This is a genomic window from Halopenitus salinus, assembly GCF_042662125.1.
Taxonomy (GTDB): domain Archaea; phylum Halobacteriota; class Halobacteria; order Halobacteriales; family Haloferacaceae; genus Halopenitus; species Halopenitus salinus.
The window spans coordinates 275,667-288,335 of sequence record NZ_JBHSXL010000003.1 but is presented as its reverse complement, the minus strand read 5'-3'; the positions used below and the strand labels follow the sequence as shown (position 1 = coordinate 288,335).

General features: G+C 54.9%; 8 protein-coding genes and 2 pseudogenes. 9 read left to right on the top strand and 1 reads right to left on the bottom strand.

The window, feature by feature from the left end; all coding sequences use genetic code 11:
- Positions 1-28: 28 nt before the first annotated feature.
- The 8 genes and pseudogenes from ACFQE9_RS04155 (at position 29) to ACFQE9_RS04120 (ending at position 8,484) form a co-directional block, all read left to right on the top strand.
- Entirely contained in the window at positions 29-1,015 is a 987-nt protein-coding gene (locus ACFQE9_RS04155; protein WP_379740762.1) for a hypothetical protein, read from the top strand.
- Between the two features lie 499 nt (positions 1,016-1,514).
- A pseudogene (locus ACFQE9_RS04150) lies at positions 1,515-2,149 on the top strand (IS6 family transposase).
- Positions 2,136-2,381, top strand: coding sequence for a hypothetical protein (locus tag ACFQE9_RS04145; RefSeq protein WP_379740759.1), 246 nt, complete (start codon positions 2,136-2,138; stop codon positions 2,379-2,381). Before ACFQE9_RS04150 ends, ACFQE9_RS04145 begins: the two are co-directional and overlap by 14 nt.
- Before the next feature lie 138 nt (positions 2,382-2,519).
- Complete coding sequence (locus tag ACFQE9_RS04140; RefSeq protein WP_379740756.1) at positions 2,520-3,635, top strand: hypothetical protein; 1,116 nt, start codon at positions 2,520-2,522, stop codon at positions 3,633-3,635.
- Between the two features lie 10 nt (positions 3,636-3,645).
- Complete coding sequence (locus ACFQE9_RS04135; protein ID WP_379740754.1) at positions 3,646-4,551, top strand: glycosyltransferase family 2 protein; 906 nt, start codon at positions 3,646-3,648, stop codon at positions 4,549-4,551.
- A gap of 61 nt (positions 4,552-4,612) precedes the next feature.
- A pseudogene (locus ACFQE9_RS04130) lies at positions 4,613-5,724 on the top strand (ISH3 family transposase).
- Between the two features lie 236 nt (positions 5,725-5,960).
- On the top strand, positions 5,961-7,577 hold the full coding sequence (locus ACFQE9_RS04125) for an ArnT family glycosyltransferase (RefSeq protein WP_379740751.1): 1,617 nt from the start codon (positions 5,961-5,963) through the stop codon (positions 7,575-7,577).
- Positions 7,578-7,599: 22 nt separating this feature from the next.
- On the top strand, positions 7,600-8,484 hold the full coding sequence (locus tag ACFQE9_RS04120; RefSeq protein ID WP_379740748.1) for a glycosyltransferase family 2 protein: 885 nt from the start codon (positions 7,600-7,602) through the stop codon (positions 8,482-8,484).
- Here ACFQE9_RS04120 and aglG read toward each other — a convergent pair.
- Positions 8,474-9,412 carry a glucosyl-dolichyl phosphate glucuronosyltransferase gene (gene aglG / locus ACFQE9_RS04115; RefSeq protein ID WP_379740745.1) on the bottom strand — a complete coding sequence of 313 codons (939 nt, stop codon included), beginning with the start codon at positions 9,410-9,412 and terminating at the stop codon, positions 8,474-8,476. The two genes, ACFQE9_RS04120 and aglG, sit on opposite strands and share 11 nt — an antisense overlap.
- A 110-nt stretch (positions 9,413-9,522) precedes the next feature.
- Between aglG and ACFQE9_RS04110 the strand changes: the two genes are divergently transcribed.
- Positions 9,523-12,663: an oligosaccharyl transferase, archaeosortase A system-associated gene (locus tag ACFQE9_RS04110; protein WP_379740741.1), complete on the top strand. Its 3,141-nt coding sequence runs from the start codon at positions 9,523-9,525 to the stop codon at positions 12,661-12,663.
- Positions 12,664-12,669: the final 6 nt, after the last annotated feature.

The window sequence follows — 12,669 nt, the reverse complement described above, 5'->3', positions numbered from 1 at the left end:
TCACTACTGCCCTTCCTACGACAGCTACATGGAGACGAATATTCGGACGTGGCTCGCGGAGATGCGCGAGCGATTCCACGAAACTCCGACTCGGGCGCCTCTATATGTTGTCTTTACGTGGTATCTGGCAATCTGGTTCGGTATAACTTCACGATTCCCGATCGGAACGAACGTCTACGAGCGGGACTGGGACGTACTCATCGTACTTGATGCATGCCGAGTAGACACTCTCCGAGAAGTTTCAGACGAATACGAATTCATCGAGAGCGTATATGAGGTGTGGTCTATCGGAAGCCATTCCGCGGAGTGGATCGCACAGACGTTTTCCGAAGAGTATCGGGCAGAGATCGAACAAACCCAGTACATTACGGGAAATGCACACGCCACTCGAGTTCTCGAAGAGCGGAGAATGCCTCCGATGGCGATGCACAACACGACGCCGATCGAGTTCTCCAAGTGGGATACCGTCGATATCGATGCGTTCGCATCCATCGATACGGTGTGGGAGAACTACAATAACGAAACATACCGCGTTGTTCTCCCGAGTACGATGACTGATTACGCGATCGATGCCGGGCGAGCGAGAGATGACGATCGGATGATCGTCCACTACATGCAGCCCCACCTCCCGTATATCGGTCAGTCGCTTCCGGAGGGTCGACCGCCGACTGAGTTCGAGCAGGAAGGGTACGAAAAACTGGAATCGGGTGAAGCCTCCCGAGAAGCCGTATACGAGTTGTACAAGGACACTCTCAGACTCGCACTGGACGAAGTCGAAGTTCTCCTCGAAAATCTGGATGCGGATCGGGTTGCCATTACTGCAGATCACGGGGAGGCGTTCGGGGAGATGTACGCCTATGGTCATCCCGAAGGGTTCCCACACCCGATCGTGAAGAAAGTCCCGTGGGTCGAAACAACGGCGGAAGATCTTCAAACACAGAAACCAGATTTAGAGATGGATCAAGAAGTTAGTGTTGATATCGAAGAACATCTCCGTGATCTCGGATATCGTTGAGGTGTCTGTAGCTTTAGAAAGTTTCAGGATTACTCACGGTAACACCCATAATGTAATAGATGTGGAACAGTATTGAACAGATAATATATGAAAGACGTCGTGTGATTCACTGGTTGTTCTGTTGCTTCGATTTCACTACTTCCGTTTGGTGTATGAATTGAGAGGGAGATCTTCGTAACTTCGGGACCGAGACCAGTATGACCCCACATACCGTACTCGCCGAATGCTTTCCAGTGATCGGCTAGTATTATAACGCACTCGAAATCCTCAGTCAGTAACTCATGCTGTTGTCTGTAGATATCAGATAAATATCGAACACAGTCATCGTACGCTGACATTACGTCCTCGCTGGTGACTTTTTGGTCCTCATCGGATATTATCAATTAGTTGGTAGGATATCAGTTGGATTGACAGTTTGATATTCCGCGGGCGCCTTGTAGGGTCCGTGTGCGGTCGTGTTTAGTTACGGAAGTGAAGGGGAGTGATTTCTTGCTGGTCTATGGCAGAAATCGCCCGCCTCAGCGGATGCACGGACTGGATTGAGTTGGATTTTGTGGAGCGACAGCGGACACCCGAGCGTGCGATGAAGATCGGTATTCAACTGCAGTTAGCGGGGCTCTCGCTGTCGAATACCGTCTCTCTTCTTGAGGATCAGGGTGTCGGCGGACGCGCAAGGCAATCCACGATTGGATACAGAAGGCCGATCTACAGCCCACAGACGGTCGAAGCCCGAATCACGTTGCGATTGACGAGACCGTGATTCGACTCAATGATCAGCAATTCTGGCTGTACGCTGCAGCTGATCCTGAGACGAACGATCTGCTGCATTTCCGATTATTTTCCACGACAACAACCGCAGTAACCGAGATCTTTCTTCGAGAACTTCGCCAGAAACACGAGATTGAATCCGCCGTATTCCTCGCCGATGGCGCCCAACACCTCCAAACTGCGCTTGCCAGAGCTGGGCTCTGATTTCAGACAGAACGCCATGGAAATCGGAATGCCAGCGAACGAATCTTTCGAGAACTCAAACGCCGAACGTCGTCCTTCCCAAACTGTTTCAGCCATGTTGAGCCTCAAACCGCCGAAAATTGGCTTCAAGCATTTGATTCCTGGCTCAATGCTCCAAACTAAACTACTCTTGGAGAACGTCGACGCCGCCGACGTCATCATCACCGCAGACCACGGTAACCCTTTCGGCGAATACACGATTCACGGACACCCCGAGGGGATGCTGTTGCCGTGCGTGAAGAAGGTTCCCTGGGTGGAAAGCGATGCTGTAGATAAGAAAGCGTTCGAACCGACGACAAATCATATGAACGTTGAAGACAATAAAACCAAAATCCAAGACCTTGGATATGTATGAAATCATCGAATTACGTACGTGGATGCAAGTAGAATCTATGGACCCTAGTTCTGATAGATACTCACGTATTCGGGAGAATACTTCATCTCTATCTCTTCAAGAGACTTTTACTAGTACCCCTTCTTAGAGAGAAAAAAGATGGAATCGAACAGCGGAATTGTCACGTTACATGATATTATTGAACGAAGTGCGAGGGATGGGCTGGATTTACAACGTGATGACGGGTCATTCCCGCCAGGGCGGAACTACACCTACGACGAGCCGGAAACGCCGGTGCGAACAACCTCCCACTGGTTGCTGGTTCTAACGAAGGCGTACAAAATATCCAGAGAGACAGTGTTTGAAGACGCAGCAAATAGCGCTATAGATTATCTTCTATCCGACGACGTGCGTCCATCAGGATTCACATACCACTGTCGGAACGTCGAATCGAAGGACAAGTGCAACGGGCTGGTAGGACAAGCAGCGCCGATCCGTGCGCTAGCACGAACGAGTGAGGTCTTTGAGCGATCAGATGCTAGGGAAACAGCCGAAGAGGTGTTTCGATTACACCCATTCAGCGAAGAGTTGGGCTTGTGGGAGAGAGTGGAAACCGATGGGAGTACTCTGTCGTTCGATCGGACGCTGAACCACCAGATTATATTCTCCGCGGCAGCCGCCGAGATCGCGCCCACCGTCAACATTATTGAGGAACGCATCGGGAATTTCTTAGATCATCTCTCAACCAATATGCGGCTTCACTCCAATGGTCTCATAAAGCATTACGTTCGGCCCCGTTTTATCGATACAATCTGTTCAATTAGTTGTGCGCCACGGCGTCGATACGATATGCTCATCAACGAGATCGCGTTTCACTACTATTCGTATTCTGATGAACGTCGGAAGAAAGAACGAGGGTATCAGACGGTGAACCTAAATGCACTTTCGAAGCTGAAACCTATCTTTCCGAATCACGAGTTCTGGAGGTGTGAGAAACTATCACGAGCCCTTGACTTTGTTCGCGACAACGAGAACGACCTTATTAGGGGTATCGATACGAAACACGGAAGCTTAGTACAGGGTATTAGTATAGCGAAGATTCTGCACCGCTTTGAGGGGACTTCAATTGAGGAACATCGGGAGCGAATAGTGTCCGACCTCTGTCTAGAAACTGACACGGTCTTTGATATTCTTGATATTGAAGGAGTTGACGAGAACACCCGGATTGCGCTAGTTTCAGTGCTCACTGATCTCCCAGATATGGACCTTCCGTGAATCACTAACTATGACTGGTTGTGAAGAATGTTCTAATCAGTTCGTGTCGATTGTTATCCCAGCCTATTCGGATCCGGAGGGTCTCCGAACCACTTTAAAAAGTGCTATTGACCAGTCATACAACGATTTTGAAATAATTGTAGCGATCACTCCAACTTCGGGAGAGACTCTTGAGGTAGCTGAAGAGTTCAAGACCAAATACCCCGATATAGTTCATATCGTCAAAGTTGTTGAGACTGGCCGGGCAAAGGCGAGGAACGAAGGAATTGCTGAAACAAGGGGTGATATCATCGCCTTTGTTGACGCAGATATCTGGTTGGAGCCGAACTGGTTGAAATGTGCAGTTACCGATCTTCGGAAAAATGATGCTGAGTATCTTGCTTGTCAAGTCAAGATCTCTTTAGATGAGGGCGGAGAAAGGTTTGTTGAACGCTATGATCAAGCACTTTCAATCCCGGTACAGCACTACGTTGAGGACTACAATTTCGCTCCGACTGCAGCATTATTACTAACTCGAGAATTAATTAGAGAGGTCGATCATTTTGATCCGGAATTGACGTCTGGTGAGGATCGGGAATTGGGGAACCGGGTTTATAACAAGGGCTACGACCTAGCCGTGAGTGATTGCGAGGTTTATCATCCTCCTCGAACAACAATCTGGGAACAAATTCAGAAGGCGATCCGAATCGGAATTGGGATGGAACAGCTCCGAAATCGATACCCTGACCGTTATTCGTTTCCGAGCCTCTTCTCGCCTCTCTCATATGCTCCACCGAGTCCAAAACGATTGAAGTCGCGACTAACGAGCAACAGTTACACCACTTCTCTCATTGAATCGATCGGCTTCTACTTGTTTAATTACACACTCAAACTATTCCAGCAGTTTGGTCGATGGAAACAATTCCTTTCCAATTAGTATATAGTAAATTTCAGTACTTCACAAGGCTCGTTAGTTAGAACGTCTGCTTGGTGAGGATGTGCACTCCAACAAGCAAGCAGACAGTAAGATTTATGAAGACCAGATTCTTGAATTTCTCGTTAACCAGCTTGACGAGGGAGTCCCGATCTCCTTAGCGAACAATGCTCAAATCACTACTGAGGCCATCTACGAGTATTTCGTCGGCGCTTGGGCCGACAGAACCTCTGTCTCTACGCTCTGTGCGTCGAGTCAGAACGGCCCCGCTGCCGACACGATCCTCTATCATCTGCGGACGAAGTTCGAGCCGGAACGGCTCGAGCGAGTTGCTAACATGCTTCTTCGGAAGGATCTCGATGAACTACTTCCCGAGCAGGTGGAGGTCTGTGCAGACCTCCCCTGCGACCCCACTACGGTGATGAAGATGACACGAATGGACTCATCCACTCGGTGGCAAAGCGTGGAACTACCGCGTTCCACGCCTATGCGACACTCTACGCGCGTGTGAAGAACAAACCCTACACGCTGTCGGTACACCGTCTCGAAGACGGCGATACCGCCGGCAGTGTCCTCGCTGAGTTCCCCGGAGTGCTCGACGTCCTTGACACTGAGGTCAAGGCCGTCTATCTTGATCGCGGATTCTACAACAGTAAGTGTTTCACGTTACTTCAAGCGCATAACTACGCGTACGTGACTCCGATCATCCGGTGGGTTGAGACGATTCAGCAAGAACCCTCGGAAGGGTAAAGTCGCGTCATTCAGTATGATCTGACGGGAAAACTCGACTGTACGTACCTGAACGGGAAGTATGACGACCACGGCGTGGCGCGTCACGGCTACGCCGCTGACGCGCCAGTTATCGAGACTCCGCGAGACGCTCGATACCACTACAGCAAGCAATGGCGACGACAACAACGCGAGATCCAACGGTACGAATGCTGTACGTCGTGGTGAGTCTGCTGTTACAGAACGTCTGTTGGTACCTCCACTACGATATGTGGCGACGCCCCGCCGAGGCGGTCATCGCCTCTGGTAGTGGCCGTATAAGGAATTCGTCAATATGGTTCGACGGGCTGCGTGGACGGCCCTCGTGGTGCGTCGGACTGTCCCCACGACTCAGCCACAGACGACCGGTTTTACCGGTGGTCACCGACCGAGTACGCCGTTTCGTGAGTGGCAACGCTGTCGCTGTCGGCGTCTGACTGCCGTCGACAGCGACGGCTCCGGGTTCGATCAGCTTTGGTTAAGCGCTACCGACAACTCATTACGCCGGAACAGGTGACTCAGATCAGTTTAGTTGACGATGCTTTGTGAGGTACTGAGATTTGAAACTTCAACCGCCTCGTTCCTAATACCGTCCAAGCCCCTTAATAAATGTTTATACAGTGGGGGTTCTGGAAAGTGATTATATGAGCCGGAATCAAATTTGGGAACCAATCTTAGTACGTCTAAAAACTGCTTTTTTACTAGAGGATTTATTTATGATCCCTCTACTTTCCGGTATCTGTCTATGGTACTCTTCGTCCATTAGCACAGGCGCTCTGTGGGGAGACGAAGCTCAATATGCTGTGGCTGGCACATCAATTCTTGCAGGAAATCCCTTCGTGAACATTGTACATATGTTCGCGCCGTTTGGTAAGTACATAATTGGAATTAGTCAGTTGATTTTCGGAACAACATCATTTGGTGCTAGAGCCGGCATTGTTCTAATGTCACTTATATCCCTTTTTATACTTTATTTCGTAGCAAGACAATTGCAAGGACCGAAAGCAGGGATATTATCTGTAATCTCACTTTCCACGATCCCTTTATTCGCAACACATGCAACATCCGCAATGCTCGATCTCCCTCTCGTCACTGGTGTAACCGTAATTAGTGGACTTACGCTATTAGAGGCGAAAGTATCGGGGACAAAGTGGCGCGATGTACTTATTGGTTTTTCAATTATCATAGCATCGGCTTCGAAGTCCTATGGTTTCATATATATTCTTGGTCCTTCTCTATCCTACCTTTTTTTGCGTAAAAATAGCAGGAATATCGGAGATACATTAATTAGAGTTGGAATTTCTATGGCTATTTCATTTATTTTGGTCTATCTTCCATTGATGCTTGCAACTCCACCAGATTACTACAGTGGGGTTGAATTACCTATGGGTCTCGCTTTCATTTTTGACCTACCAATCGTCGGAGGATTGACCTACGCGTTTGGTTCATCGTTTTACTTTAATATCTTTGCAGGCCACGAGGGGAGTACTTCCCCCTCGATAATCACGACTATTATGTGGATTGTTGATGGTGGGCCGTTTGTATTAATTGGAGTGATCGCTTCAATAGGAGCCTATATTCTCCCTGAACGCTGGCGTCTAGATCCGTGGTGGTTACCTGCAATTATGATTCTTCCGCCGATATTTATTTTCACTCTCATACTTCCAAAGGGATTCGCTCGTTTCGCCCTTCCTATATTTCCGATAGCAGTCCTTATCGCGAGTTTGGTCAGCTGTCGTATCTTACAGGACTTGCCGTTTGATCGAGTACCTCAGCTGGTAATTGCAGTAGCGATACTGGTCGCAGCAATATCACCAGCCAGCGCGTTCCTTTTCGTTGATCAAACCCTTTCCGCGGATTCGCAATACGACGATATAGCAGGATTTCTGACCTCAACTGAGGGCGATATAGTAGTGGTAGCGAATGGTCGACACGAACTGATGTGGTATTTACGGGATAGGTACACGGAGAAGTACTACCGCTATCTGAACGCATCAGTAGTTCGGGATTACAATACAGAAAATGGTAGTATCAAATTATTGGGGGTACCCAAGAATGTTGATCTTCTTACTCGGATCAAGACAGAACATATTGACTATGTTGTATTAAGCGAGAACTCCAACGATTACGGGAAAGTCAATAATTCCGCCAGAACAGAATTAGTGTATACGCTATCCGCGTATAGAACAAACGAGAAAGGTACATACCAAATTTCGATCTGGAAAGTGGAGAACCAGAAAAATAAAAAATCTAATGCGTAATGGTGGATTATTGATTCCGAATATGTTTGATGTAATCATCCCTGTGTACAACGATCCTACTGGAATCAAGACAACAGTTAGAAAGTTAATATTTGATATTGATATGGTAGGAACCACGATCTATGTTGTCGACAATGGGTCAACTGACGAAACTCCAGATGTAATTCGAACACTTTCAAGCGAGTTTAATAGCATAAAACATCTTGTCGAAGACAATATCCAAGGCTCCTACGCTGCCCGCAACAAAGGTATTCAACACGCAGAAGGCGACGTTGTGGCCTTCCTTGATGCCGACGAAACCATTGATGACGACTGGCTCGAAACAGCCCTGGAAGTGATGGATGAGCAGGATGTCGACTATCTCGGTTGCAACGTCGAACTGACGCTCTCCGAGGACACTCTTGTTGGCAGGTACAACACACACACTGGCTTCCCAGTGAAACAATATCTTGAAGAGGAACATTACGCCCCAACCTGTGCCCTCCTCGTTCGCCGGGAAGTCTTCGAGGACGTTGGCCTATTCGACGCCAGACTCATTTCCGGCGGCGATCGAGAGTTCGGCGATCGAGTCTACGAGGCAGGCTACGACCAAGGGTACTCCGAGGACGCGACAGTCTACCATCCGGCTCGCACGTCCTTTGAATCACTCGCAAAGAAGAACGTTCGTGTCGGCCGCGGGTTCTGTCAGAAACAACGCTACTACCCTGAGCGATACGGAAGCCCCGGTATCCCGCCGACTCCGAGCGGTTCGGGCGATAACGAGAATGTGGATGATTCCGAATCCCTACGTACACGCATCGCCTTTCTGTTCCTCTCGATCGCGATGCTCGCGTGCCGCGGGATCGGCTACTACTACGAGTTCCTCTTTGGCGAGAAGCGGGACGACATTCCGGCCCCTACGCGTTAGCCTTCTCCACGACTCCCGACGTTGTGATCGCGTATAAATATCCCAACCCGACGGCCCCGGTAAACACGCCGATAGCTACCAGCTGGAGGACGGCTGCCACGGACGGCGATCGAACGAGCCCCTCCAACCGCCGCGGAACGCGATCGGTGAGCAGCCACTGCAGGTAGTCACCCTTGTCGTCGGGGGCATCCGGATACAGCAGGTCCAGCACGCGCTTCGAGTAGCCCTGCCAGAACGATCGCTGCACTAACCACGGGAATTCGCCGCGGTACTCGAACAGGGTGTGTTCGACCACGGCATCCTCGACGAACACCATTCCCTTCCCGAACTCCTCCAGCAGGCGGATCCCCACGGGCGCCTCGTGTGCCTGCAGGTGTTTGTCCCCCTTCCGGCCGGTGTTCGGATCGTACCCGCCGACCGCGAGGAATTTCTCACGTTTGTACGAGATGTTCGATCCGTACGTGTTTCGAACCTCCTCGCCGTCCTCAGCGAATCCGGGTTCGACACAGCCCACCAGCCAGTAGAACTCCTCGGGGAAGAAGTCCGGCTTTTCGCCCATCCAGTTCGGTCGAACGTCGCCGCCGACGGCGATCGCGTCCGTCTCCTCGTAGACCTCGACCAGATTCTCGATCCAGTCCTCTTCCGCCACGCCGTCGTCGTCGATGAACGCGACGATCTCCCCGGACGCGAGTTCGGCGCCCTTCGTCCGGCTGTAGGAGATGCCGCGGTTCTCGTCGTTATTGTGGACGATTACGTTCTCCTCGCCGCCGAAGTCCGCCCGGACGCGGTCGTACACCTCCTCGTTGCCGTCGACGACGAGCACGACCTCGATCGGCTCGTACGTCTGGGAGAGGACGCTCTCTACGGCCTCCGTGAAGACCTCGTAGCGATCCATCGTGTAGGTGCAGACGACGACGGAGACCTTCATTCGGCTCGCAGTTGCGCGGTCGGCCGAATAAGGATTACTAACGCACGTTCGCGGCCCGTCGGATCGAGATATGACAAGGCTTATGCGGATTTTGGAACTCGAATCGTACAATGAGCGACCAGACCGAGCCAGACGACCGCCCGGGCGAGTCCGTCCTCGACCTCCTCGAGCGATGGTACCACGTCCCCGCGATCGTCGCGGTCCTCGCGGTGATGCTGTACTCGCGCCTCCGCGCGTACGACAACTTCATCGTTGACGGGGAGCCCTACTTCCGCGGCAACGACCCCTGGTACCACCTCCGTGAGACGTCCTATCTCCTCGAGAACTGGCCCTCGACGATCCCCTACGAGGTGTGGACCGGCTTCCCGTACGGGAGCCACGTCGGCCACTTCGGCACCCTCTGGGACCACATTCTCGCGGTCCTCGTCGTCCTCTCGACGCCCTTTACGCCGAGCGGCGAGGAGGGGATCATCCGCGCGATGCTCGTGGCCGCCCCGATCGTCGGGACCGCGGTCGCGATCCCGACCTACTTCATCGCGCGTCGGTTCCTCGACCGGCTCTCCGCGGTCGTCGCCGTCGTCGTCCTCGGGCTCATCCCCGGGACCTTCCTCAGCCAGACGATGGTCGGCTTCCCGGACCACCACGCGGGCGAGGTCCTCTTCTCCTCCATCGCCGTTCTCGCCTTCCTCGCGGCCTTCGGCGTCGCCGAGCGCGAAAAGCCCGTCTGGGAGCTCGTCGCGGACTCCGACTGGGAAGCTCTGAAGCGGCCCGCCGGCTACGCGGCCGCGGCCGGGGTCGCGCTCGCGCTCTACATGGCGACCTGGCAGCCCGGCGTGATGATGGTCGGCTTCACCGGGATCTTCCTCGTGATCAAGATCACGAGCGACGTCGTCAACGGCGACAGCCCGGAACCGGTCGCGTTCGCCGGCGCGGTCTCGATGGCCGTCGCCGGGCTGTTGATGGTCATCCCGCTCGACGACCTCTCCTTCGGCGTCACCGCCTACTCGCTCACGCAGGTCCTGCTCCCGCTCGGCACGGCCGCCGGCTGCGTCCTCCTCGCGTTCCTCGCCCGCCAGTGGGAGGCGCGCGGGATCGACGCCCGGGCCTATCCCGCGGCGGTCGGCGGGCTCATCGCCGCCTCCGTCGGCGCCTTCGCGCTCGTGCTGCCGTCCGCGTGGGGAACCATCTCGCACAACCTGCTCCGGACGGTCGGCTTCTCGACGGGCGCCGAGACGCGGACGATCGGCGAGGCCCAGCCGCCGCTCATGCAGCAGGGCTTCGCGGAGTTCGTCCTCGGCCAGTACGGCCTCGCGTTCTTCCTCGCGCTCGTGGCGCTCCTCTACGTGATCGTCCGGCCGCTCGCCCGCAGCGACGAACCCCGCGAGACGGGCTACGTCCTCGCCGGATTCGTCCTGATCGGCTCCGTCTACGCGGTCCCGCAGGCGTACGACGCGATCGGCGGGGCAGTTGGCCTCACCTGGCAGGTCGTCGGCCTCGCGATCGCGACGGCGCTTCTCGTCGGGGCGACCTACCTCCAGCGGTACGACTCCGAGGACCTCTACCTCGTCGTCTGGGGGCTGTTCATCCTCGCGATGGCGTTCACCCAACAGCGGTTCAACTACTACCTCGCGGTCGTCGTCGCCGTCGGCGCCGGCTACACGTTCCAGCTCGCGCTCGACGCGCTCGATCTGCGCGGCAAGTCGCCCGTCGAGGCCGCACGCGGGATCGAGGGCTGGCAGGTCATGGCCCTCGCGGCGGTCGTGTTGGTGCTCGTCGCCCCGCTTTTGTTCATGGTCACCCCCGCGTGGGCCGCGGGCGCGAACAGCCAGCCCGGATCGGTCGTGGAGTGGGACGACAGCCTCCAGTGGATGAACGAGGAGACGCCCCACCCCGGCGAACTGGAAGGACACGACAACGCGATGGACTACAACGGCGCCTACGAGCGCCCCGCCGACGGCGACTTCGAGTACCCCGAGGGCGCCTACGGCGTCCAGTCGTGGTGGGACTACGGCCACTGGATAACCACCAGAGCGGAGCGAATACCGAACGCGAACCCCTTCCAGCAGAACGCCGTCGAGGCCGCGAACGTCCTGTTGGCGCCCAGCGAGGAACGCGCGCAGGCCGTCCTCGCGAACCAGAGCACGGAGGGCGAGAACACCCGGTACGTGATGGTCGACTGGCAGATGGTCCACCCGAACTCGAAGTTCGGCGCGCCGGTCACCTTCTACGACGACGGGAACGTCTCGCGTACGGACTTCCTGAAGCTGGTCTATCAGCCGAACCAGCAGGGCGGGTTCACGCCCGTCACGCAGGTGCGCGAGCAGCGCTACTACGAGAGCCTGATGGTCAGGCTCTACGAGTACCACGGCAGCGCGAAGGATCCGGAGCCGGTCGTCCTCGACTGGGAGGAGACGCCGGTGCAGTCCCAGGACGGCTCACAGACCACCATCCGGACGGTTCCGGAGGGCGACCAGCGGTTCGCCCGCAGCTTCGGGTCGATGGCCGAGGCCGAGGCCTACGTCGAGAACCAGAGCGGGACCGCCCAGATCGGCGGGATCGGATCCATCCCGAGCGAGCGCGTCGAGGCGCTGGAGCACTACCGACTGGTGCACGCGAGCGACGCGAGCGCCGAACAGTACTTCAACGCCGGACTTCGTGACACCCCGGCCGACTGGGTGAAGACCTTCGAGAAGGTCCCCGGCGCGACCATCGAGGGCGAGGGCGCGGAGCCCGGCCAGGAGGTCGAGGCAGCCGTCGAGATGTCCTACCCGGACTCCAACGAGACGTTCACCTACCGGCAGTTCACCACCGCCGACGAGAACGGGGAGTTCTCCTTCCACGTACCCTACTCGACGACCGGCTACGCGGAGTACGGCCCCGAGAACGGGTACACCAACACCAGCGTTCGTGCGACCGGCCCCTACGCGATCGGCACCGCGCCGACCGCCGACAACGGCAGCCTCACCTACAGCACGGGCACCGTGAACGTCACCGAGGGACAGGTGGTCGGCGAGAACGAGTCGGTCTCCACCGTCGAACTCCAGGAGGAATCGCTCCTCGGCGACGACGGGAACGCGACCGACACCAACGAAACCGACGTGACGAACGGGACGGACGACGGGTCGGGTTCGGACGGGACCAACGGAACGGACGACGGATCGGGTTCAGACGGGACCAACGACACGACGAACCGGATCACGATCGCCGGCTCCCCACACCGGTCCGCTGACGCTTCGATCGCGGCGGTCTAACCCTCG

What these genes read in the sequence shown, in the direction of transcription:
- ACFQE9_RS04155 (WP_379740762.1), top strand. Translation starts at nt 29, where the DNA reads ATGGAGACGAATATTCGGACGTGGCTCGCGGAGATGCGCGAGCGATTC.
- ACFQE9_RS04145 (WP_379740759.1), top strand. Translation starts at nt 2,136, where the DNA reads ATGCTCCAAACTAAACTACTCTTGGAGAACGTCGACGCCGCCGACGTC.
- ACFQE9_RS04140 (WP_379740756.1), top strand. Translation starts at nt 2,520, where the DNA reads ATGGAATCGAACAGCGGAATTGTCACGTTACATGATATTATTGAACGA.
- ACFQE9_RS04135 (WP_379740754.1), top strand. Translation starts at nt 3,646, where the DNA reads ATGACTGGTTGTGAAGAATGTTCTAATCAGTTCGTGTCGATTGTTATC.
- ACFQE9_RS04125 (WP_379740751.1), top strand. Translation starts at nt 5,961, where the DNA reads ATGAGCCGGAATCAAATTTGGGAACCAATCTTAGTACGTCTAAAAACT.
- ACFQE9_RS04120 (WP_379740748.1), top strand. Translation starts at nt 7,600, where the DNA reads ATGTTTGATGTAATCATCCCTGTGTACAACGATCCTACTGGAATCAAG.
- aglG (WP_379740745.1), bottom strand. Translation starts at nt 9,412, where the DNA reads ATGAAGGTCTCCGTCGTCGTCTGCACCTACACGATGGATCGCTACGAG.
- ACFQE9_RS04110 (WP_379740741.1), top strand. Translation starts at nt 9,523, where the DNA reads ATGAGCGACCAGACCGAGCCAGACGACCGCCCGGGCGAGTCCGTCCTC.